Annotated in this window: 18 protein-coding genes; 11 read left to right on the forward strand and 7 right to left on the reverse strand. The window is 72.2% G+C overall.

Annotated features, from left to right (window positions below; all coding sequences use genetic code 11):
• Positions 1-67: 67 nt before the first annotated feature.
• Positions 68-1,048, reverse strand: coding sequence for an ArsR/SmtB family transcription factor (locus tag CP982_RS28695; RefSeq protein WP_150513113.1), 981 nt, complete (start codon positions 1,046-1,048; stop codon positions 68-70).
• A 79-nt stretch (positions 1,049-1,127) separates the two neighbouring features.
• On the opposite strand from CP982_RS28695, the gene CP982_RS28700 reads away from it, so the two are divergent.
• The 4 genes from CP982_RS28700 to icmA all read left to right on the forward strand — a co-directional run bounded on the left by CP982_RS28700 (position 1,128) and on the right by icmA (position 5,140).
• On the forward strand, positions 1,128-2,414 hold the full coding sequence (locus CP982_RS28700) for an MFS transporter (protein ID WP_184925202.1): 1,287 nt from the start codon (positions 1,128-1,130) through the stop codon (positions 2,412-2,414).
• Positions 2,415-2,458: 44 nt separating this feature from the next.
• Positions 2,459-2,968, forward strand: a complete 510-nt coding sequence (locus CP982_RS28705; RefSeq protein ID WP_144320989.1) for a MarR family winged helix-turn-helix transcriptional regulator — start codon at positions 2,459-2,461, stop codon at positions 2,966-2,968.
• A gap of 66 nt (positions 2,969-3,034) precedes the next feature.
• Positions 3,035-3,367, forward strand: coding sequence for a DUF3817 domain-containing protein (locus CP982_RS28710; protein ID WP_184925199.1), 333 nt, complete (start codon positions 3,035-3,037; stop codon positions 3,365-3,367).
• Positions 3,368-3,439: 72 nt separating this feature from the next.
• Positions 3,440-5,140 carry a coenzyme B12-dependent isobutyryl-CoA mutase large subunit gene (icmA, locus tag CP982_RS28715; protein ID WP_150513115.1) on the forward strand — a complete coding sequence of 567 codons (1,701 nt, stop codon included), beginning with the start codon at positions 3,440-3,442 and terminating at the stop codon, positions 5,138-5,140.
• Between the two features lie 200 nt (positions 5,141-5,340).
• On the opposite strand, the gene CP982_RS28720 is transcribed toward icmA, so the two are convergent.
• Entirely contained in the window at positions 5,341-6,741 is a 1,401-nt protein-coding gene (locus tag CP982_RS28720; RefSeq protein WP_150513116.1) for a sensor histidine kinase, read from the reverse strand.
• Positions 6,738-7,490: a response regulator transcription factor gene (locus CP982_RS28725; RefSeq protein ID WP_150513117.1), complete on the reverse strand. Its 753-nt coding sequence runs from the start codon at positions 7,488-7,490 to the stop codon at positions 6,738-6,740. The genes CP982_RS28720 and CP982_RS28725 overlap by 4 nt, the downstream gene beginning before the upstream one ends.
• A gap of 64 nt (positions 7,491-7,554) precedes the next feature.
• On the opposite strand from CP982_RS28725, the gene CP982_RS28730 reads away from it, so the two are divergent.
• Together CP982_RS28730 and CP982_RS28735 are read left to right on the forward strand one after the other, a co-directional pair.
• Positions 7,555-8,760, forward strand: coding sequence for a UDP-N-acetylglucosamine--N-acetylmuramyl-(pentapeptide) pyrophosphoryl-undecaprenol N-acetylglucosamine transferase (locus CP982_RS28730; RefSeq protein WP_150513118.1), 1,206 nt, complete (start codon positions 7,555-7,557; stop codon positions 8,758-8,760).
• Positions 8,757-9,764 carry a GDP-mannose 4,6-dehydratase gene (locus CP982_RS28735; RefSeq protein ID WP_372503428.1) on the forward strand — a complete coding sequence of 336 codons (1,008 nt, stop codon included), beginning with the start codon at positions 8,757-8,759 and terminating at the stop codon, positions 9,762-9,764. Before CP982_RS28730 ends, CP982_RS28735 begins: the two co-directional genes overlap by 4 nt.
• Before the next feature lie 469 nt (positions 9,765-10,233).
• On the opposite strand, the gene CP982_RS28740 is transcribed toward CP982_RS28735, so the two are convergent.
• Complete coding sequence (locus CP982_RS28740; protein WP_150513119.1) at positions 10,234-10,878, reverse strand: TetR/AcrR family transcriptional regulator; 645 nt, start codon at positions 10,876-10,878, stop codon at positions 10,234-10,236.
• 345 nt (positions 10,879-11,223) lie between these two features.
• Here CP982_RS28740 and CP982_RS28745 point away from each other — a divergent pair, with 345 nt between their 5' ends.
• The 4 genes from CP982_RS28745 (at position 11,224) to CP982_RS28765 (ending at position 15,540) form a co-directional block, all read left to right on the forward strand.
• Positions 11,224-12,192 (forward strand): tetratricopeptide repeat protein, encoded by a 969-nt coding sequence (locus CP982_RS28745; RefSeq protein ID WP_150513120.1) that lies wholly within the window; start codon positions 11,224-11,226, stop codon positions 12,190-12,192.
• 700 nt (positions 12,193-12,892) lie between these two features.
• Positions 12,893-13,519 carry a DUF6230 family protein gene (locus tag CP982_RS28755; RefSeq protein WP_150513121.1) on the forward strand — a complete coding sequence of 209 codons (627 nt, stop codon included), beginning with the start codon at positions 12,893-12,895 and terminating at the stop codon, positions 13,517-13,519.
• A gap of 208 nt (positions 13,520-13,727) precedes the next feature.
• Positions 13,728-14,255, forward strand: coding sequence for a DUF6114 domain-containing protein (locus CP982_RS28760; RefSeq protein WP_150513122.1), 528 nt, complete (start codon positions 13,728-13,730; stop codon positions 14,253-14,255).
• A gap of 79 nt (positions 14,256-14,334) precedes the next feature.
• Positions 14,335-15,540: a prolipoprotein diacylglyceryl transferase gene (locus CP982_RS28765; RefSeq protein ID WP_229878477.1), complete on the forward strand. Its 1,206-nt coding sequence runs from the start codon at positions 14,335-14,337 to the stop codon at positions 15,538-15,540.
• 69 nt (positions 15,541-15,609) lie between these two features.
• Here the strand turns inward: CP982_RS28765 and pyk are convergent, their stop codons facing one another.
• From pyk to pta, 3 genes are all read right to left on the reverse strand, one after another.
• The gene (gene pyk, locus CP982_RS28770) at positions 15,610-17,040 is read right to left on the reverse strand and encodes a pyruvate kinase (protein ID WP_150513124.1); all 1,431 of its coding nucleotides are present in this window, start codon (positions 17,038-17,040) and stop codon (positions 15,610-15,612) included.
• Between the two features lie 74 nt (positions 17,041-17,114).
• Positions 17,115-18,326: an acetate kinase gene (locus CP982_RS28775; RefSeq protein WP_150513125.1), complete on the reverse strand. Its 1,212-nt coding sequence runs from the start codon at positions 18,324-18,326 to the stop codon at positions 17,115-17,117.
• A complete protein-coding gene (pta, locus tag CP982_RS28780) occupies positions 18,323-20,422 on the reverse strand; it encodes a phosphate acetyltransferase (protein WP_150513126.1) in 2,100 nt (699 codons plus the stop codon). The genes CP982_RS28775 and pta overlap by 4 nt, the downstream gene beginning before the upstream one ends.
• Before the next feature lie 199 nt (positions 20,423-20,621).
• Here pta and CP982_RS28785 point away from each other — a divergent pair, with 199 nt between their 5' ends.
• Complete coding sequence (locus tag CP982_RS28785; protein WP_030685037.1) at positions 20,622-21,647, forward strand: ATP-dependent 6-phosphofructokinase; 1,026 nt, start codon at positions 20,622-20,624, stop codon at positions 21,645-21,647.
• Positions 21,648-21,651 lie beyond the last annotated feature (4 nt).

Here is a 21,651-nt window from a genome sequence, read left to right on the forward strand (position 1 = left end):
GGCCGCGGCAATCGTGGCATAGGGGATTATTCGGTCGCTGGTGCGACACAGCCGACGCCGCCGCGCGTCAGCCGCCCGCGGTCAGCGCGATGCCGAGCGGCGTGCGCTCGTACAGGACCTGATGGCCGTACCGGCGTGACAGCAGCAGACCGGCGTCACGCAGCACGGACAGGTGCGCGGACACCGACGACGGGGCGAGGCCGAGCCGGTGGGCGAGCGCGGAGGTGGTGGCGGGCTCGACGAGCGCGGTGAGGACGGCGGCGCGACCCCGGCCGAGGAGCCGGGCGAGCGCTTCGGGGGTGCGGTCGGCCGGGGCCGTCCACAGTCCCGCGATGCCGCGGGCCGGGTAGACCAGGGTCGGCTGCCACGGGGGGTCGTAGCCGCTGATCACGTCCGGCCAGCTGAACACGCTCGGCATGAGCACCAGGCCCCGCCCGTCCAGGTGCCGCGCGTGGCGGCCGCGCCACTGGGCCGTCAGCGTGCCCGCGTCCCAGGCGAGCCGCCGGTCGAGCTCCGGAAGGAGCGCTTCGAGGCCGACCTCGGCGAGCCGCCGCGAGTGGTACGTCACGTCGGCCTCCAGCAGCGCGCGCAGGCGTGGCCAGTGCGGTTCGACCAGGGCGTGCCAGGCGGCCTCCAGGGCGTCCGCCAACTCCCGCACCGCACGCGCCGGGTCGGCGAGCAGGTGGCGGCCGAGGGGGCTCTTGGCGGCGCCAGGCGTGTCCGCGAGCGCCCGGGCCATGTCCGCGCGCGCGGCCTCGGGGTCCGCCGCCCGCACCGCCGCGATCTCCTCGTCGAACGCGGCCGCGGGGCCGATCGGCGGCGGCCCGAGGAAGTCCGGGCTGTGCCCGCGCGGGGGCATCAGGAGCCAGACGGCCGCCAGGTCGAGCCCCTCGGCCGCCGCGCGCGAGTGCCGCAGCCAGCGCGGGTGGTAGCCGTGCCGCTCCGGCCGCTTGAGCGTGCGCACGGCCTCCTGGGTCTCCCACAGCGGCGACACGGCGAAGCGGCAGCGCAGCGGGTCGTCCTCGCCGAAGTGCAGCTGAATGGGCATCCGGTCTCCTCGCGGGGGCCTGGATTCGGCCCGAGCCGAAACTTTAGGGCCCGCCCCCGGGCGCGGCCAGGGTGAGCGCATGTCCCAGGAAACACGTCCGGCCGCCGGCGCGGGCGGCTACCGGCGCGTCTTCGCCGTCCGCGAGTTCCGTGCCGTCTTCGCCGCCCACGCCCTGTCCCTGCTCGGTGTCGTCGTCAGCGAGATCGCGCTCACCGTCCTCGTCTACGAGCTCACCGGATCGCCGCTGCTCAGCGCGCTCGCCTTCGCGCTCGGCATGCTGCCGTACCTGGTCGGCGGCGTGCTGTTCGCCGGGATCGCCGACCGGCATCCGCCCCGGCGCGTCCTGGTCGGCTGCGATCTGCTGTGCGCCGGATGCGCCGCGCTGATGGCGCTGCCCGCGACCCCCGTCGCCGCCCTGCTCGCCCTGCGCTGCGCGATCGCCGCCGTCGCACCCGTCTTCAACGGCACGCGGATGGCCACGCTCACCGACATCCTGGGCGACGGCGACGTGTTCGTGCTCGGGCGCTCGCTGCTGCGGATGGTCTCCCAGAGCGCCGTCCTCGTCGGCTTCGGGCTCGGCGGCGTCCTGCTCACCTTCGTGTCGCCGCGCGGCGCGCTGGTGATCACTGTCGGTACGTTCCTGGCGTCGGCGCTCCTGCTGCGCCGCGGGACGCGGCGGCGCCCCGCGCGCTCCCGTCCCGCGCACCGCGAGGGAGCCCTCGTGACGTACTCGCTCGCCGGGGTCCGTCAGGTCCTCGGCGACCGCAGGCTGCGCGCGCTGGTGCTGCTGCTGTGGGCGCCGCCGATGTTCGCCGTCGCCCCGGAGGCGCTCGCCGCCCCCTACGCCGAGCAGATCGGGGTCGGCTCCGCCGGGGTCGGCCTGCTGATGTGCGCGATGCCCATCGGCACCATCGCGGGCGAGCTGTACGCGGGCGCCGCGCTCTCGGTCCGGGCGCGGGCACGGATCACGCTGCCGCTCGCGGCCACCACGCTCCTGCCGCTGCTCGCGTACGGGGCCGCGCCGGGCCTCCTCTGGGCGGTGCCGGTGCTCGCGCTCGCCGGGGCCGGGGCGGCGTACACGCTCGGCCTCGACCGCTGGTTCGTGGACGCGGTGCCGCCGGACCTGCGCGGCCGCGCCATGACCGTGCACACGGCCGGGCTCATGACGCTCCAAGGCGTCGGCATGGCGCTCGCCGGCCTGGCCGCCGAGTTCTTCGCGGTGAGCACGGTGGTCGCGGTGGTGGCGGTGCTCGGCTCGGTCGTCTGCGCGGCCCTGGCCCTGGAGGTGCGCGCCACCGCGCCGCGCCCCGCGCGCCCCCTGACCGGCGAACGCGGCCCGCGAAGCGAACGGGCTTCCGAATCATGAGACTGGGGCTGACCGCCCTCGGCCCGGAGGCTAAGGTCGACGCTGTGCCGAAGCCGCTCAGTCTCCCGTTCGACCCCATCGCCCGCGCCGACGAACTCTGGAAGCAGCGCTGGGGGTCCGTGCCCGCCATGGGTGCGATCACCTCCATCATGCGCGCCCAGCAGATCCTGCTGGCCGAGGTCGACGCGGTCGTCAAGCCGTACGGACTGACCTTCGCGCGCTACGAGGCCCTGGTGCTGCTCTCCTTCTCCAAGGCGGGCGAGCTGCCGATGTCCAAGATCGGCGAGCGCCTCATGGTGCACCCCACCTCGGTCACCAACACCGTCGACCGCCTGGTCCGCTCCGGCCTGGTCGACAAGCGCCCGAACCCGAAGGACGGCCGCGGCACCCTCGCCTCCATCACCGACAAGGGCCGCGAGGTCGTCGAGGAGGCCACCCGCGAGCTGATGGCCATGGACTTCGGCCTCGGCGTGTACGACGCCGAGGAGTGCGGCGAGATCTTCGCCATGCTGCGGCCCCTGCGGGTGGCCGCGCAGGACTTCGCGGACGAGTGAGCGGCGGGCCCGGCACCCCGTAGGGCGCCCGAAGATCGCGTAAACCGGACGGTTACGCTCATACGCATGAAACGAAGCGTGCTGACCCGCTACCGGGTGATGGCCTACGTCACCGCCGTCATGCTCCTCATCCTCTGCGCCTGCATGGTGGCGAAGTACGGCTTCGACAAGGGCGAGGACCTGACGCTCGTCGTCTCCCAGGTGCACGGCGTCCTCTACATCATCTACCTCATCTTCGCCTTCGACCTGGGCTCCAAGGCGAAGTGGCCGTTCGGCAAGCTGCTCTGGATCCTGGTGTCCGGCACCATTCCGACGGCGGCGTTCTTCGTCGAGCGCAAGGTCGCCCGCGAGGTGGAGCCGCTGCTCGACGACGCCTCGCCGGTCGTCGCCAAGGCGTAACCGCACCGCCACGGGCCGTCCCGTGGCGGTCAGCCATCGACATTTACTAGGACGTCCAAGTAAATTGGAGTCATGGACGCTCACGCCATCGAGGAGGGCCGCCGTCGCTGGCAGGCCCGGTACGACGCCGCGAAGAAGCGCGACGCCGATTTCACGACGCTCTCCGGCGACCCGGTCGAGCCTGCCTACGGGCCCCGGCCCGGGGACACGTACGAGGGCTTCGACCGGATCGGATGGCCGGGCGAATATCCGTTCACGCGCGGCCTGTATCCGACGGGGTACCGGGGGCGCACCTGGACGATCCGCCAGTTCGCCGGCTTCGGCAACGCCGAGCAGACGAACGAGCGCTACAAGATGATCCTCGCCGCCGGCGGCGGCGGCCTCTCCGTCGCCTTCGACATGCCCACGCTCATGGGCCGCGACTCCGACGACCCGCGCTCCCTCGGCGAGGTCGGCCACTGCGGCGTGGCCATCGACTCGGCGGCCGACATGGAGGTCCTGTTCAAGGACATCCCCCTTGGCGACGTCACGACGTCGATGACGATCTCCGGGCCCGCCGTCCCCGCCTTCTGCATGTACCTGGTCGCCGCCGAGCGCCAGGGCGTCGATCCGCGCGTGCTGAACGGCACGCTCCAGACCGACATCTTCAAGGAGTACATCGCGCAGAAGGAGTGGCTCTTCGAGCCCGAGCCGCACCTGCGCCTCATCGGCGACCTCATGGAGCACTGCGCCCGCGAGATCCCCGCGTACAAGCCGCTCTCCGTCTCCGGCTACCACATCCGCGAGGCGGGCGCGACGGCCGCGCAGGAGCTGGCGTACACGCTGGCCGACGGCTTCGGGTACGTGGAGCTGGGGCTCAGCCGCGGCCTGGACGTGGACGTCTTCGCCCCGGGGCTCTCCTTCTTCTTCGACGCCCACGTCGACTTCTTCGAGGAGATCGCCAAGTTCCGCGCCGCGCGCCGGATCTGGGCCCGCTGGATGAAGGAGGTGTACGGCGCCCGGACCGACAAGGCCCAGTGGCTGCGCTTCCACACCCAGACGGCGGGCGTCTCCCTGACGGCCCAGCAGCCGTACAACAACGTGGTGCGCACGGCGGTGGAGGCCCTCGCCGCGGTGCTCGGCGGCACCAACTCCCTGCACACCAACGCCCTGGACGAGACCCTCGCGCTCCCCAGCGAGCAGGCCGCGGAGATCGCACTGCGCACGCAGGCGGTCCTGATGGAGGAGACCGGCGTCGCCAACGTCGCCGACCCGCTCGGCGGCTCCTGGTACGTCGAGCAGCTCACCGACCGCATCGAGGCCGACGCCGAGAAGATCTTCGAGCAGATCAAGGAGCGCGGTCTGCGGGCCCACCCCGACGGGCGGCACCCGATCGGCCCGATGACCTCCGGCATCCTGCGCGGCATCGAGGACGGCTGGTTCACCGGCGAGATCGCCGAGTCCGCCTTCCGCTACCAGCAGTCCCTGGAGAAGGGCGACAAGCGGGTCGTCGGCGTCAACGTCCACCACGGGTCCGTGACCGGTGACCTGGAGATCATGCGGGTCAGCCACGAGGTCGAGCGCGAGCAGGTGAAGCTGCTCGCCTCGCGGAAGGCCGCGCGGGACGACGCCCGGGTGCGGGCCTGCCTCGACGCCATGCTCGCCGCCGCGCGGGACGGGTCCAACATGATCGGGCCCATGCTGGACGCGGTGCGGGCGGAGGCGACGCTGGGCGAGATCTGCGGGGTCCTCCGGGACGAGTGGGGCGTGTACACGGAGCCCGCGGGGTTCTAGGCCCTGCCGGGGGCTCCCCAATCCCGCCCCTTCCCGAAACCAGGGGGCTGCGCCCCCTGGACCCCCGCTTCATCAGCGCTCCGCGCCTCGTCCTCAAACGCCGGACGGGCTAGTTGTAGCCTCTCCGGCGTTTGAGGAGCGGGGTCTGGGGCGGAGCCCCAGGTTCGGGAAGGGGCGGGTCTGGGGCGCACCCGCGAGGGCTACGGCCATGTGAGGCGGAAGCGGGCGCCCCCGCTAGGCGCAGGCTCCGCGATCAGTTCCGCCCCGTGCGCCCGCGCGATTTGCCGAGCCATCGCGAGCCCGAGCCCCGAGCCGGGCAGGGCGCGGGCCCTCTCGGCGCGGTAGAAGCGGTCGAAGACGTGCGGGAGGTCCTCCTCCGCGATGCCGGGGCCGTGGTCCCGCACCGTCAGCTCGCGGGCGGAGAGCGAGACCTCCACGAGCCCGCCCGGAGGGCTGAACTTGGCCGCGTTGTCCAGGAGGTTGGTGACGAGCCGGGCGAGCCGCGCGGGCACGCCCGGCACCGTGCGCCCCGCCGCGTCCGGCGCCACGTCGAGGGTGAGGACGACCCCCGGCCAGTGCTCCCGCGCGGCCTCCACCACGTGCGCGACCAGCGGCGCGAGCGCCACGTCCTCCAGGAGCGGCCGCGGCTCCTCGTCCCGGGCCAGCTCGATGAGGTCGTTGACGAGCCCGGTCACCTCGCGCAGCTGGCGGGCGAGCGCCCCCGACGCCCGGTCCCGCTGAGCCTCGTTCAACAGGTCCGCCCTGGCGAGCAGTTCGGCGTTCGTACGCAGCGCGGTGAGCGGCGTGCGCAGCTCGTGCGAGGCGTCGGCGACGAGGCGGCGGCGGGCCGCGACGGACTCCTCCAGCTCGGCGAGCATCGTGTTGAACGTGGCGGCCAGGCGCGTCACCTCGTCCTCGCGCCCCGGCGGCCCGGGCGGCAGCTCGATGCGGTGCCGGGCGTCCCGGGTCGCGGCGATGCGCTCGGCGGTCGCGGTGAGCCGGGCGACGGGCGCGAGCCCGGTGCGGGAGACCCAGTAGCCGCCGAGCGCGGAGAGGAGCACGCCCGCGCCGCCGACCACGGACAGGATCGCCGCCGTCTGGCGCACCCCGCGCTCGGCGATGTCGGCGCGCAGGGCGACCTGGACGGCGGTGCCCTTGCCGTAGGTGGTGGTGAGCATGCGCCCCGGCTTGCCGCCCGGGAGGGTGAAGTTCGAGTAGTACGCGGGCAGTTCGCCCGCCGCGACCTGCCGCGTGGAGCGGTTCACGGGCAGCAGGTACGGCTTCTCCGGGTCGTCGGCCGAAGAGGCGGGCACGACCTGCGAGCAGGCCGGAGCGCCCAGGTAGCGGCACTCGCCCGCGAGGACGCCGTAGTCCCGGTCCTCGGCGCGGTGCTGCTGCGCGGCCAGGGTCGCGGACTGGGCCAGGTTCTGGTCGAGCTGCTGGTACAGCTTGTAGCGGAGCACGAAGAACGACGCCGTGCACACACAGATCGCGACAAGCGCCACCGCGGCGGACGCGGCCACGGCAAGGCGGGTGCGCAGCGGACGGCGCCGCCGCCAGCGGGCCCCCAGGGCGCGGCGGGCGCGCCGGGCGGCGCTCACGGCGAGCCGAGCCGGTAGCCGACGCCGTGCACCGTGTGCACGAGCCGGGTCTCGCCGCCGGACTCCAGCTTGCGGCGCAGATAGCCGACGTACACCGCAAGGGAGTTGGAGTCGGGCCCGAAGTCGCGCCCCCACACCGCCTCGTGGATCAGCTCGCGGGGGAGCACCTGGCCCGCGTTGCGCAGCAGGAGTTCGAGCAGCGTGGCCTCCGTGCGGCTGAACTCGACGCCGCGCCCGCCGCGCACACCGGTGCGGGTGCGCGGGTCCAGGGTCAGGTCCCCGTACGTCAGCTCGTCGCCGTCGGCGCCCGGCTCGCCCGCGTCCGGTCCCGCGCGGCGGAGCAGCGCGCGCACCCGGGCCGCCAGCTCGTCCAGGGCGAAGGGCTTGACCAGATAGTCGTCGGCGCCCGCGTCGAGCCCGTCGACCCGGTCGCTCACGGCGTCCAGGGCGGTCAGGACGAGCACCGGGGTGCGGTCGCCCGCCGCCCGCAGCTGACGGCAGACGGCGAGCCCGTCCATGACGGGCATCATCACGTCGAGCACCACCAGGCCCGGCTCCCACCGGGCCACGGCGGTCAGCGCCTGCTGGCCGTCCCCGGCCCCGCGGACCGAGAAGCCCTCGACGGTGAGCGCGTCCTCCACGGCGGCCCGCACCTCGGGGTCGTCGTCGACGACGAGCACCTTGGCCGCCGGGCCGCGGGGCGCGGACCCCGGCCGTCCCGCGCCCGCTCTCTGCCTGATCTCGTTCATGCACCAAAGGTGCCAAACGCGGCTCTTAAAACCCTCTTAGGGCGAGCGTCGACGGTGTGCCGGTATGAAACCAGCCGTCACTTCCGTCACCGCACCCAGCCGGCCCGGGTCCCTGTCCGTCGTGATCGGCGCGGGCGGCACCGGCGGGCACATCTACCCGGGCCTCGCCCTCGCCGACGCCCTGCGCCGGGCCGTGCCGGGCGCCGTGGTCTCGTTCGTCGGGACCGAGCGGGGCCTGGAGACCCGGCTCATCCCCGAGGCCGGCTACCGCCTGCACACCGTCGACATGATCCCGTTCGACCCCGCGCTCGGCGCGAAGCGGTACCTGCTGCCCGCGGCCCTCCTGAAGTCCGGCGCCCAGTGCCGGGCGATCCTGCGCGAGCAGGGCGCGCACGTCGCCGTCGGCATGGGCGGCTACCCCAGCGCCCCCGTCATCGTCGGCGCCCGGATGGCGGGCCTGCCCAGCCTCATCCACGAGTCCAACGCCGTCCCCGGCCGCGCCAACCGCTTCGCCGCGCGCCTCACCCCGCACATGGCCGTCGCCTTCGACCGCAGCCGCGCGCACCTGCCCGGCGGCCACCGCGCCCACACCACCGGCATGCCCATCGCCGACGCCCTGGCCCGCCTGGACAGGACCGCCCTGCGCGCCGACGCGCGGCGCGCGCTCGGCGTGCCGGACGGGGCGCGGCTGCTCCTCTTCAACGGCGGCAGCCTGGGGGCGGCCCGCCTCACCGAGGCCGCGCTCGGGCTCGCCGCCCGGTGGCGGCACCGCGGCGACGTCCATCTGCTGATCAAGACCGGGCCCGCCGCGCTCGACGAGGCGCGGGCGCGGCTCGCGCACGACGGCGGTGACGCCGTGGCCCGCGCCGTGCCCTATCTGGACCGGATGGACCTCGCGTACGCCGCCGCCGACCTGGTGGTGTGCCGCGCGGGTTCCGCGACCGTCGCCGAGCTGGCCAGCACCGGGGTGCCCGCCGTCCTCGTGCCCTATCCGCACGCGCCCGGCGACCACCAGACCCACAACGCGCGCGTCCTGTCCGACGCGGGCGCGGGCCTCCTCCTGCCCGACGCCGAGGTGACCGCCGACCGGCTCGCCGCGCTCGTCGGGCCGCTCCTCGACTCCCCGGCGCGGCTCGCCGCCATGAGCGGCGCCGCGGACCCGGGGCCGCACGCCCGCGCCGCCGACCTGCTCGCGGCGCGCGTCCTCGACCTCGCCCACGGGGCGGGATCCACCCACCACCCCTCCACCCACTGGGAGAACGCCGCATGACCACGCCTATGCCTTCCTTCGACTGGAGCGACCGCACCGTCCTCGTCACCGGCGCCGAGGGCTTCATCGGCTCCACCCTCGTCGACCTGCTCCTGGCGCGCGGCGCGCGCGTCCGCGCCTTCGTGCACTACAAGCCGTACGCGGAGAAGGGGAACCTGGCGCATCTGCTCGGCGACCCGAGGGTCGAGTTCCTCGCCGGGGACGTCCGCGACCCGGGGCGCGTGTCCGACGCCGTCGCCGGGTGCGACACCGTCTTCCACCTGGCGGCGCTCATCGGCATCCCGTACTCGTACGACTCTCCCGGCGCGTACGTGCAGACGAACGTCGTCGGCACCGAGAACGTCGCGGAGGCCTGCCGGCGGCACGCCGTGCGGCGGCTCGTCCACACCTCGACGAGCGAGGTGTACGGGACCGCGCGGGCGGTGCCGATCAGCGAGAGCCACCCGCTGCAGCCGCAGTCGCCGTACTCCGCCTCGAAGATCGGCGCCGATATGGCGGTGCTGTCCCACTGGCACGCCTTCGAGCTGCCGGTGGCCGTCGTGCGGCCCTTCAACACCTACGGTCCGCGGCAGTCCGCCCGGGCCGTGATCCCCACCATCCTCGCCCAACTCCACTCCGGCGCGCGGGAGATCAAGCTCGGCTCCCTCACGCCGACGCGCGACTTCACGTACGTGACCGACACCGCGCGCGGGTTCCTCGCCGTGGCGGAGAGCGAGCGGGCGCTCGGGCACGTGGTGAACCTCGGGGTGGGGCGGGAGATCTCTATCGGGGAGCTGGCGGACGCGCTCATCGCTGCGAGCGGGCGGGAGGCTCGGGTCGTGGTCGATCCCGCGCGGCTGCGGCCCTCCGGGAGCGAGGTGGAGCGCCTCGTCTCCGACAACTCCCGGGCCCGGGAGTGGGCCTCCTGGATACCGGAGGTCTCCCTCAAGCAGGGGCTCGCACACACCTCGGCCTGGGTGGAGGCCAACCTCCCCCTCTTCGCCCCGTCCCGCTACCAGATCTGACCCCGGCCGCTACCGCGCCGGACCCCTCCCACCCACCCACCCGTACCTGCCCCAGCGCCGGGGCCCGGCCCCGACCTGGCGGCCCGCACGCCGCCGTCCGTCTACCCCGCCGCTACCGCGGCGGGTGTCTCCCACCCACCCACCCGTACCTGCCCCAGCGCCGGGGCCGGGCCCCGACCTGGCGGCCGCCCGCCGTCGTCCGACCGGACCCTGCCCACCCCCAGGAGGGGGTGGGTGGGCGGGAAACAGGCGGGCGGGCAGGGACCTGCGGGCTAACGGGCTGCTGGCGACGGTGATCGGGCGGGACCATCCAGCCCGTCCGGCGTTTGAGGACGAGCGCGTCAGCGCGACCGATCGAGCCTGTCCGGCGATTGAGGACAAGCGCGTTAGCGCGGTGGGTTGAGATCGGCCAGAGAACGGGTGGGTGGGAGAGAGGGGAGGAGAAGGCATGGCCCCGGCCCGGCCGGGGCTATGGCGTGTCGGGCCCCCGGCCAGAAGCCGCGGAGAGGCCGCCCAGGAGCAGCAACGTGAAGCTACGGGCCCAGTCGGGATCGACCGGCTCCGCGCTGACGAGCGCCCGGTGCACCACCGCCCCGGCGATGACGTCGAAGATGAGGTCGGCCGTCCGGGCGGCAGCCACCGCGTCGGGCTCGACCGGCAGCTCCCCCCGCGCCTGCGCCCGCTGCCGCCCTTCGAGGACCAACCGCTTCTGCCGGTCGACGATGGAGGCCCGCACCCGCTCCCGCAGCGGCGCGTCCGTCGTGGACTCCGCGACCACCGCCATCAGCGCCGTCTTCGTCTCGGGCCGCCCGAGCAGCGCCGCGAACTGCAGGACCACGCTCTCGATGTCGGTGGCGAGGCTGCCGCTGTCCGGCAGTTCGAGCTCGTCGAAGAGCTCCGCCACCGCGTCCACGACCAGCTCGCTCTTGCCCGCCCAGCGCCGGTAGAGGGTCGTCTTGGCGACCCCCGCCCGCGTCGCGACGTCGCCGAGGGTCAGCTTCGTCCAGCCGAGATCGACCAGGGCCGCGCGGGTCGCTTCGAGGATGGCGGTGTCCGCCTCGACGCTGCGCGGGCGGCCTCCGGCGCGCGTGGACGGTGTACTGCGGCTCTGCATGCCCGCGACCATACCGGCGAGTACGGTCCCGTCGAGCGGCGCGTGCGTGAGGGAGATCACTCGGAGCCCCGTGCCGGGCCGGGGCGGGTCCGGTTACGCTACGACCCGTAGCGAAAGCCGCGCACGGAGGCCGCAGAGCCACGTCCGGCGGCGAGCCGCTGCGAGCGAACCTCTACCGCCCCAGGGCGGCAACCACGAGCGCGGGGTGGGGACCCCGCGCGACGAACGGCACGAACGGTCCTCCTCGGGCCCGGCGCCCGGCTCGTCCGTCAGCCCCGCAATCCGGCGGGGGTCGCGGAAGACGGGCGGGCACAGTTCCCGCACGGCTTGGGGGAGGATGTACTCATGCAGCCACGGAACATGTCCATGAGCGGAGTCGTCGACCTCGCCGCGGTGAAGGCGGCCCAGGAGGCCAAGGCGAAGGCGGAGCAGGCTCGCGCCGAAGCGGCCAGGAACGGCGGCGGCGGGGCCGTCACCCCCGAGAGTCTCGTCATCGACGTCGACGAGGCGGGTTTCGAGCGCGACGTACTGCAGCGTTCCACCGAGGTGCCCGTCGTCATCGACTTCTGGGCCGAGTGGTGCGAGCCGTGCAAGCAGCTCAGCCCGCTTCTGGAGCGGCTGACGCAGGAATACAACGGCCGCTTCCTGCTCGCGAAGATCGACGTCGACGCGAACCAGATGCTGATGCAGCAGTTCGGCGTGCAGGGCATCCCCGCGGTGTTCGCGGTGGTCGCGGGCCAGGCGCTGCCGCTCTTCCAGGGCGCGGCCCCCGAGGCGCAGATCCGCCAGACCCTGGACCAGCTGGTCCAGGTCGCGGAGGAGCGCTTCGGACTCACCGGTCTGGCCGTCGACGCGGACGCCCCCGACGACGCGCAGCCCGCCCCCGTCCCCGCGGGCCCGTACGACGCCGCGCTCGCGGCCGCCGTCCAGGCCCTGGACGCGGGCGACTTCAGCGGCGCCGTCCAGGCGTACGAGAACGTGCTGAGCGAGGACCCCGCCAACACCGAGGCCAAGCTCGGCCTCGCCCAGGCCCAACTCCTGCGCCGCGTGCAGGACATGGACCCGGCGGCCGTCCGCAAGGACGCCGCGGAGAAGCCGGGCGACGCCCGGGCGCAGATCGCGGCGGCCGACCTCGACCTGGTCGGCGGGCACGTCGAGGACGCCTTCGGACGTCTGGTCGAGACGGTCCGGCGCACGGCGGGCGAGGAGCGCGACGCGGCCCGGGTGCGCCTCCTCGAACTCTTCGAGGTGGTGGGCGCCGACGACCCGCGTGTGACGGCGGCGCGCACGGCGCTCGCCCGGGTGCTCTTCTGAGTCGCCCTCCGGGCGCGATGCGCCCGGAGTCCGGTATTCCGCCGGATTTGCCCCGGCCTGCCCGGCCGTCTGTCCGCTGACCGGTCACGTCGGGCCGGGGCGCGTGGTGCCCAAGTGAAAAGTCTGTTCCCGCAGTGCCACAGTGGCCGCGTTTTGCCAAATCTTGGCAAACGCGGCCACTGTTACTTGGAGTAAGTCCGAAGCGGCATTCTGTCCAATTCTGTTCGCCAATATCCGGATCTTGCCGGTCTGTTGAAACCACCGTGTGTCGCTGACCGGTGCCAGGCCGTCAGGCCGTGGTTATCCGACCGTTACCGGCGAGTAATGAACCCCTTGTGCGGGCGCCGAGAATGCACCACGATCGGCCACGCTCGGTCCATTGCCCGCAGCCCGAAGGCCATTCGGGAGACGGGTTTTCTGGGTCCCCACCGAGTAGGCCGGCGACGCCGTCGCCGGTCTGGGACAGGGGGGTCTCTGCCCGTCCGTACGGCAGGGCCTGTCCGGCAGGGTTGTGCGTGATGAGTCAGGCGCGACCAGTGGTTGTCGCTCGGGGGTGATCGCCGGTGACTCAGGCGCGCTGCGCCTGGCGACGCGGGCGCTCTCCTGACCGAGGACGTAGCACTTCTCCCATCCCCGCTCCGCTGCACCGACCCCTCGGGATCAGCGGGACGGAGATGTACGTCCGAGAAGGAGGAAAGTCATGGAGTCCGTGGCTCGTGGCGGAACCAGATGGAAGCGGTTCGCCGTGGTCATGGTGCCGAGCGTCGCGGCGACGGCCGCGATAGGCGTGGCCCTCTCACAGGGTGCGCTCGCGGCATCGTTCAGTGTGTCCGGTCAGCAGTTCAAGGTGACCGCCAAGGAACTCAAGGGCAAGGGATTCGTCCAGTACGGGGCGATGGACGTCGGCAAGTCGGGCAAGCACCCGGTCGCCGTCGTCGGCCTCGACTCGGCAGAGATCACCAAGCTGTGCCAGTCCGTGGTCGTCCCGGTGCCGTTGTTCGGCAATGTGTCGATGACGCTCAAGGCCGGTGGCGGGGGCGACCCCGTCGAGGCCAAGAAGCTCTTCATCGACGCCGACGACCTGCGCGCCAACGCGACGTTCACCAACGTCGACATCGGCGTGTCGGTCGACCGCACGACGAAGGGCCCCGGCCCGAACCCGCAGGACAAGCCCAAGAAGCAGTACGTTCCGGACTCGTTCGCGCAGCAGGCCGACGAGGTGCTCTTCACCGATGTGGAGCAGCGCGCGTGGGCCACCAGCGCCGGTACCTTCAAGCTCTCCGGCCTGCACATGTCGGTCAAGAAGGGCAAGCACGAGTGCTACTGAGGCAGTTGACGCCCCGGTCTCCCCAGCCTCACTCATCCGCTTCGCTCCACCGAGCCGCAGTTGAGGCCGTTGCCGAGGCACTTGCTGTCTGAGCCGCACTCTTGCGCCGAACGGCCGGGCGCGGGGGCGCCGCACGTCTTCGACCTGCTGTCCCCGTGCCCGTATCCGACACACAGAACCAAACGCCGTACCCGAGGAGCTGTACGACATGAGCGCCGAAGCGCAAGTGGGCCTTGGTGGTAGCAAGCTTGGCCGGATGCGCCGGGGTTTCCGAGGGTGGCGCGGTCAGCGCCCGTTCTGGGGTGGCCTGCTGACACTGCTCGGTGGCATCCCGATCATGTACTTCCCGTACGCGAATCTCACGCTCGGCACCTTGACCATCCGGATGGCGACCACTGCCGGAGCCGGATCGCTGATCATCGGTGTGCTGCTGGTCGTGCTCGGTCTGACCATGTGGTTCCAGCCGCAGTCCCGCGTGTTCGCGGGCGTCGCGGCGATCCTGCTCGCCCTCGTCTCCCTGGTGGTGTCCAACTTCGGCGGCTTCGTCATGGGCTTCCTGCTCGCCCTCGTCGGTGGCGCGCTCGGCATCTCCTGGGTGCACGAGAAGCCGCAGAAGCCCGCGAGACGGCGCGCGAAGGCGCCGGACGGGGCGGTGTCCGGGGCGGGCGGTGCGACCGATGACTTGTCAGGAACGAGCCCGGCCAACGGGACGAACGGGAGGCACCGTGCCGACTGACGAGGTGCGCCACGGGACCGAGGCGGTCACGTCCCGTGTGAGAACGGGGCCGCGCCACGCGGCCCCCAGGAAGCCGCTGTTGACTCGTGTACCCGTCGGCAAGGTGATCGCCCTCGCGGCCATGCCCACCGCCGTCCTCATGGGGATGGGACTGACGCCGCAGCTTGCACAGGCGAAGCCGGGCGTCCCCGAGAACCCCTTCCAGGACGGGCCGTGCGTGACGGCCCCCGACGAGAAGCCCAAGGACGCCGAGAAGGAAGCCGCGCGCAAGAAGCGGGCCGAGGACGCGCGGAAGCGGGCCGAGGAAGCGAAGAGCAAGAGGGAAAAGGAAGAGAAGGAGGAGAAGGAGGAGAAGGAGGAGGAGAAGGAGGAGGGGGAGGCGGACAAGCCGACGCCTTCGCCGTCCGCGGAGACTCCCGAACGGGTGAAGCCGTCACCCTCCGCCGACGCCAAGGCCCCGGAGCCGGAGCGGGAGTCGGAGCCGGAGCCCTCCAAGCCCACGAACCCGCTCGACCCGCTGGGTGTCGGCGACGCCATCAAGGACCTCCTCACGCCGGACGAGCGCGAGAAGGTCGAGGGCGACGGCAGCAGGGACGGCAAGACCACCGAGCCCGTCGAGGACGCCGAGGACAAGGCCGACAAGGCTGAGGACAAGGCCCAGGACAAGACCGAGGACAAGACCGAGGAAACGCCCGACGCCAAGGCCGACGACGACAAGAACGAGCCCGCCCCGGAGGAGTCCAAGGCCTCCAAGACTCCCGAGCCCCCCAAGGACCCCATGGCCCCGGACGAGAACGGCAAGAAGCCGTTCCCGTGCGTCGTGGAGAAGAAGGTGGCGGGCGACGACGAGCAGTCGCCCGCCCCGATCCCGAACCAGCCGTGGCACCTGGAGGCCAGCTCCCTGCTGCTCAAGGGGGCCGACTACCAGGGCGTCGTGAATCTGAAGATGCCCAACGGCCAGACCAAGCAGGCGCTGAAGTACGTCATCAGCGGCGGTACGGAGATCGGGGACCTGCACCAGATCGTCGACGGGCCGGGCGGCAAGAAGTACCACGTCCAGGCGGCCAAGGGCTCCAAGTCCACGATCAGCAACGGCGACACGACGATGTACACGGAGCGCATCTCGGGCAACCTGTTCGGTCTGCTCCCGGTCACGTTCGACCCGGAGCACCCGCCGCCCCTGAACCTGCCGCTGATCTACTTCACCGATGTGAAGGTCCAGCAGGCGGGCCAGTTCGGCGGCGAGCTCACCATCCCGGGCCTCCACCAGTCGATCACGGACTGAACCGGCCGCAGCGAGACGAGAGGAGGGCACCCCCGGCCGGGGGTGCCCTCCTCTCACTGTCGTACGACGTCAGTCGCGGCAGCCGTTGCCCAGGTGGTGCACCCGGACCATGTTCGTGGTGCCGGGGACGCCGGGGGGCGAGCCCGCGGTGATGACCATGGTGTCGCCCTCGTTGTAGCGCTTGAGCTTGAGCAGCTCGGCGTCCACGAGCTCGACCATCGCGTCCGTGTTGTCGACGTGCGGGACGACGAAGGACTCCACGCCCCAGCTCAGCGCGAGCTGGTTGCGGGTCTCCTGGTCCGTGGTGAAGGCCAGGATCGGCTGGGCCGCGCGGTAGCGGGACAGACGGCGTGCGGTGTCACCGGACTTGGTGAAGGCCACCAGGGCCTTGCCGTCGAGGAAGTCCGCGATCTCGCAGGCGGCGCGGGCCACCGAACCGCCCTGCGTGCGCGGCTTCTTGCCGGGCACCAGCGGCTGCAGGCCCTTGGAGAGGAGCTCCTCCTCGGCCGCCGTGACGATCTTCGACATGGTCTTGACCGTCTCGATCGGGTACGCGCCCACGCTGGACTCGGCCGACAGCATGACCGCGTCCGCGCCGTCCAGGATCGCGTTGGCGACGTCGGACGCCTCGGCGCGCGTGGGTCGGGAGTTGGTGATCATCGACTCCATCATCTGGGTCGCGACGATCACCGGCTTGGCGTTGCGGCGGCACATCTCCACGAGGCGCTTCTGCACCATCGGGACCTTTTCGAGGGGGTACTCGACGGCCAGGTCGCCGCGCGCGACCATGACGCCGTCGAACGCCGCCACCACGGCCGCCATGTTCTCGACGGCCTGCGGCTTCTCCACCTTGGCGATGACGGGGACCCGGCGGCCCTCCTCGTCCATCACCTTGTGGACGTCCTTCACGTCCTCCGCGTCGCGCACGAAGGACAGGGCGACCATGTCGCAGCCCATCTTCAGGGCGAAGCGCAGGTCGTCGATGTCCTTCTCGGACAGCGCGGGCACGTTCACGGCCGCGCCGGGCAGGTTGATGCCCTTGTGGTCCGAGATGACGCCGCCCTCGACGACGATCGTCTTGACGCGCGGGCCGTCGATCTCGACGACCTTCAGCTCGACGTTGCCGTCGTTGATGAGGACCTGGTCGCCCTTGGTGACGTCGCCGGGCAGGCCCTTGTACGTCGTTCCGCAGATCGACTTGTCGCCGGGCACGTCCTCGGTGGTGATGGTGAACTCGTCACCGCGCACCAGCTCGACCGGGCCCTCGGCGAAGGTCTCCAGGCGGATCTTCGGGCCCTGGAGGTCGGCGAGGACGCCGATGGCGCGACCGGTGCGCTCCGCCGCGGCCCGGACGCGGTCGTACCGCCCCTGGTGCTCGGCGTGCGTGCCGTGGCTGAAGTTGAAGCGGGCCACATTCATGCCGGCCTCGATCAGCGAGACGAGCTGGTCCTCGGAGTCGACGGCGGGACCCAGGGTGCAGACGATTTTGGAACGGCGCATGGGGACGATCCTATCGGTTTGTTTCGCTACGGAATATTCCGTCTGGCGGAAGATACAAATGGGCGGTGGGGTGCTCAGCTGTTCTTTCCTGCCAGCGCATAAGTCTGCGTGGCGATTTCCAGTTCTTCGTCGGTCGGCACGACCGCGACCTTCACCCGGGCGTACTCGGGGGAGATCAGCCGCGGCTGGTCGCCGCGCACCGCGTTGAGGTCGCCGTCCACCGCGAGGCCCAGCTCCTCCAGGCCCGCCACGGCGGCCTCGCGCACCGGTGCCGCGTTCTCGCCGACGCCCGCCGTGAAGGCGATGGCGTCCACCCGGCCGAGAACGGCGTAATAGGCGCCGATGTACTTCTTCAGCCGGTGAATGTAGATGTCGAAGGCGAGCCGGGCCTGTTCGTCGCCCTCGTCGATGCGACGGCGGATCTCCCGCATGTCGTTGTCGCCGCACAGGCCGATAAGGCCGCTCTTCTTGTTGAGGAGCGTGTCGATTTCGTCGATGGAAAGGCCGCCGACCCGCGCCAGATGGAAGATCACGGCCGGATCCATGTCTCCGGAGCGCGTACCCATCACGAGCCCCTCCAAAGGCGTGAGCCCCATGGAGGTGTCCACGCAGCGGCCGCCGCGCACGGCGGACGCGGACGCGCCGTTGCCGAGGTGCAGCACGATGACGCTCACGTCCTCGGGGGCCTTGCCGAGCAGCTCCGCGGTCGCCCGCGACACATACGCGTGCGAGGTGCCGTGGAAGCCGTACCGGCGTACGCGGTGCTCGTCGGCGGTGGCGACGTCGATCGCGTAGCGGGCCGCCGACTCCGGCATCGTCGTGTGGAAGGCGGTGTCGAAGACCGCGACCTGGGGCAGGTCCGGGCGGAGCGCCTGGGCGGTGCGGATGCCGGTGATGTTGGCCGGGTTGTGCAGCGGGGCCACCGGCACCAGGCGCTCGATCTCGGCGAGGACCGCGTCGTCGATGACCGTGGGCTCGGTGAACTTCAGGCCGCCGTGCACGACGCGGTGGCCGATCGCCGCCAGCTCGGGCGAGTCCAGGCCGAGCCCGTCCGCGGCCAGTTCCTCCGCGACGGCCTTCAGGGCGGCCTCGTGGTCGGCGATGGGCCCGGTGCGCTCGCGCTCGGCGCCGCCGCCCGTCAGCGGGGTGTGCTTGAGCCGGGAGGTCTCCTCGCCGATGCGCTCGACGAGACCCACGGCCAGCCGGCTGCTGTCCGCCATGTCGAGCAGCTGGTACTTCAGCGACGAGGAGCCGGAGTTGAGGACGAGGACACGGGACGAGCTCACTGGGGGGCCTTCTCGGTGGGGGACTGGGTGGGGGTCTGGGCCTGGATCGCCGTGATGGCGACGGTGTTCACGATGTCCTGGACGAGCGCGCCGCGGGACAGGTCGTTGACCGGCTTGCGCAGGCCCTGGAGCACCGGGCCGACGGCGATCGCGCCGGCGGAGCGCTGCACGGCCTTGTAGGTGTTGTTGCCGGTGTTGAGGTCGGGGAAGATCAGGACGCTGGCCTGGCCCGCGACGTCGGAGCCCGGCAGCTTGGTGGCCGCCACGGACGGCTCGACGGCGGCGTCGTACTGGATCGGGCCCTCGATCTTCAGGTCCGGGCGCTGGCCGCGGACCAGCGCGGTGGCCTCGCGCACCTTGTCGACGTCGGCGCCCGAGCCGGAGGTGCCGGTGGAGTACGACAGCATCGCGATGCGCGGCTCGACGCCGAACTGCGCGGCCGTGCCCGCCGACTGGACGGCGATGTCCGCGAGCTGCGTGGCGTTCGGATCGGGGTTGACCGCGCAGTCGCCGTACACGAGGACCTTGTCGGCCAGGCACATGAAGAACACGGACGACACGATCGACGCGTCCGGCTTCGTCTTGATGATCTCGAAGGCGGGGCGGATGGTCGCGGCCGTGGAGTGCACGGAGCCGGACACCATGCCGTCGGCGAGGCCGCCCTGCACCATCAGCGTGCCGAAGTAGTTCACGTCCGCCACCACGTCGTACGCCAGCTCCACGGTCACGCCCTTGTGGGCGCGCAGGCGCGCGTACTCCTCGGCGAAGCGCTGGCGGAGCTCGGACGTCTGCGGGTCGACGAGCTGCGAGTCCGCGAGGTCCACGCCGAGGTCGGCGGCCTTCTTGCGGATGGCCTCCGCCGGGCCGAGCAGCGTCAGGTCGCACACGCCGCGGCGCAGCAGCACGTCGGCGGCGCGCAGCACCCGCTCCTCGGTGCCCTCGGGCAGGACGACGCGGCGGCGGTCGGCGCGGGCCCGCTCCAGGAGCTTGTGCTCGAACATCATCGGCGTGACGCGGTCGCTGCCGGACACCGAGAGGCGCTCCAGGAGCTCGGCGGTGTCGGTGTGCCGCTCGAAGACGCCGAGGGCGGTCTCCGCCTTGCGCGGCGTCGCCGCGTTCAGCTTTCCCTCCAGGGCGAACAGCTCGCCGGCCGTCGGGAAGGAGCCGCCGGAGACGGCGATCACGGGCGTGCCCGGCGCGAGCCGGTCGGCCAGGCGCAGGATCTCCGGGCCCGGCTGCTCGTTCAGGGTGAGCAGGACGCCCGCGATCGGCGGGGTGCCCGCGCTGTGCGCGGCGAGCGCGCCGACGACCAGGTCGGCGCGGTCGCCGGGGGTGACGACCATGCAGCCCGGGGTCAGGGCGTTCAGGAAGGTCGGCAGCATCGCGCCGCCGAAGACGAAGTCGAGGGCGTCCCTGGCCAGGCCCGAGTCGTCGCCGAGGAGCACCCTGCCGCCGAGCGCGTGGGTGATCTGCGCGACGGTCGGCGCGGCCAGGGCGGGCTCGTCCGGCAGCACGTAGCAGGGCACCGGCAGGCCGGCGGCGAGGTGCTCGTGGATCTCGGCGCGGTCGGCCGGGGCCACGCGGTTGGTGACCATCGCGAGGACGTCGCAGCCCAGGGCCTCGTAGGCGCGGTAGGCGTTGCGGGTCTCGGCGCGCACCGACTCGGCGGTCTGGTTCTTGCCGCCGACGACGGCGAGGACGGAGGCGCCGAACTCGTTCGCGAGCCGGGCGTTGAGCGACAGCTCGTCGGGGAGCTGGGTGGCGGCGAAGTCGGTGCCGAGCACCAGGACCACGTCGTAGGAGCGCGCGACCTCGTGGAAGCGGTCGACGAGCTGGGAGACCAGCTCGTCGGTGCCCTGCTCGGCCTGGAGCGCGGAGGCCTTGTGGTAGTCCATGCCGTACACGGACGCGGGGTCCTGTGAGAGGCGGTAGCGGGCGCGCAGGAGCTCGAAGAGCCGGTCCGGTCCGTCGTGGACGAGCGGGCGGAAGACACCCACACGGTCCACCTGGCGGGTCAGGAGTTCCATGACTCCCAGCTCGACGACCTGACGGCCGTCGCCCCGGTCGATCCCGGTCACGTACACGCTGCGCGTCACGCGTGCTCTCCGTTTCTTCTCTGTTCCCGCTGGTGAGGAGGGGGAGGGCAGCTCCGGCAGCGCCGGAAAAACACCCGATATTGTTGGTCGTGCCCTCTTGACAATACCTCTGCGGCTGGCTAAGTCGCAGGCTGGGCGAACGCCGTGGAACAATCGGACCGGCTCACACGAAGCAACAGCGAGCAGGAGACACAGCGCGATGCGTATCGGAATTCTCACCGCGGGCGGCGACTGCCCGGGCCTCAACGCAGTGATCCGGTCGGTCGTGCACCGAGCCGTCACGAACTACGGCGACGAGGTCATCGGCTTCGAGGACGGGTACGCGGGCCTGCTCGACGGTCGCTACCGGACCCTGGACCTGAACGCGGTCAGTGGCATCCTCTCCCGCGGCGGCACGATCCTCGGCTCCTCCCGCCTTGAGCGCGCCCGCTTCCGCGCCGCCTGCGACAACGCCAAGGACCTGATCGAGAAGAGCGGCTTCGACGCGCTCATCCCGATCGGCGGCGAGGGCACGCTGACCGCGGCGAAGATGCTCCACGAGGCCGGGGTGCCGGTCGTCGGCGTGCCCAAGACCATCGACAACGACATCTCCTCCACGGACCGCACCTTCGGCTTCGACACGGCCGTCGGCGTGGCCACCGAGGCCATGGACCGGCTGAAGACCACCGCCGAGTCCCACCAGCGCGTGATGGTCGTCGAGGTCATGGGACGGCACGCGGGCTGGATCGCCCTGGAGTCCGGCATGGCGGGCGGCGCCCACGGCATCTGCCTGCCCGAGCGCCCCTTCGACCCGGCCGACCTGGTCAAGCTGGTCGAGGAGCGGTTCGCGCGCGGCAAGAAGTTCGCGGTGATCTGCGTCGCCGAGGGCGCGCACCCCGCCGACGGCACCATGGACTACGGCAAGGGCGCCATCGACCAGTTCGGCCACGAGCGCTTCCAGGGCATCGGCACGGCCCTCGCCTACGAGCTGGAGAAGCGGCTCGGCAAGGAGGCCAAGCCGGTCATCCTCGGCCACGTCCAGCGCGGCGGCACGCCCACCGCGTACGACCGCGTCCTCGCCACCCGCTTCGGCTGGCACGCCGTCGAGGCCGTCCACCGCGGCGACTACGGCCGCATGACCGCCCTGCGCGGCACGGACATCGAGATGGTGCCGCTCGCGGAGGCCGTGACGGAGCTCAAGACGGTCCCGAAGGACCGGATGGACGAGGCCGAGTCCGTCTTCTAGGGCC

The organism is Streptomyces spectabilis (genome assembly GCF_008704795.1).
GTDB classification, from domain to species: domain Bacteria; phylum Actinomycetota; class Actinomycetes; order Streptomycetales; family Streptomycetaceae; genus Streptomyces; species Streptomyces spectabilis.

Excerpts from the sequence above, each read along its gene's own strand:
- CP982_RS28695 (WP_150513113.1), bottom strand. The coding sequence starts at position 1,048 with ATGCCCATTCAGCTGCACTTCGGCGAGGACGACCCGCTGCGCTGCCGC.
- CP982_RS28700 (WP_184925202.1), top strand. The coding sequence starts at position 1,128 with ATGTCCCAGGAAACACGTCCGGCCGCCGGCGCGGGCGGCTACCGGCGC.
- CP982_RS28710 (WP_184925199.1), top strand. The coding sequence starts at position 3,035 with ATGAAACGAAGCGTGCTGACCCGCTACCGGGTGATGGCCTACGTCACC.
- icmA (WP_150513115.1), top strand. The coding sequence starts at position 3,440 with ATGGACGCTCACGCCATCGAGGAGGGCCGCCGTCGCTGGCAGGCCCGG.
- CP982_RS28725 (WP_150513117.1), bottom strand. The coding sequence starts at position 7,490 with ATGAACGAGATCAGGCAGAGAGCGGGCGCGGGACGGCCGGGGTCCGCG.
- CP982_RS28730 (WP_150513118.1), top strand. The coding sequence starts at position 7,555 with ATGAAACCAGCCGTCACTTCCGTCACCGCACCCAGCCGGCCCGGGTCC.
- CP982_RS28735 (WP_372503428.1), top strand. The coding sequence starts at position 8,757 with ATGACCACGCCTATGCCTTCCTTCGACTGGAGCGACCGCACCGTCCTC.
- CP982_RS28740 (WP_150513119.1), bottom strand. The coding sequence starts at position 10,878 with ATGCAGAGCCGCAGTACACCGTCCACGCGCGCCGGAGGCCGCCCGCGC.
- CP982_RS28745 (WP_150513120.1), top strand. The coding sequence starts at position 11,224 with ATGCAGCCACGGAACATGTCCATGAGCGGAGTCGTCGACCTCGCCGCG.
- CP982_RS28755 (WP_150513121.1), top strand. The coding sequence starts at position 12,893 with ATGGAGTCCGTGGCTCGTGGCGGAACCAGATGGAAGCGGTTCGCCGTG.
- CP982_RS28760 (WP_150513122.1), top strand. The coding sequence starts at position 13,728 with ATGAGCGCCGAAGCGCAAGTGGGCCTTGGTGGTAGCAAGCTTGGCCGG.
- pyk (WP_150513124.1), bottom strand. The coding sequence starts at position 17,040 with ATGCGCCGTTCCAAAATCGTCTGCACCCTGGGTCCCGCCGTCGACTCC.
- CP982_RS28785 (WP_030685037.1), top strand. The coding sequence starts at position 20,622 with ATGCGTATCGGAATTCTCACCGCGGGCGGCGACTGCCCGGGCCTCAAC.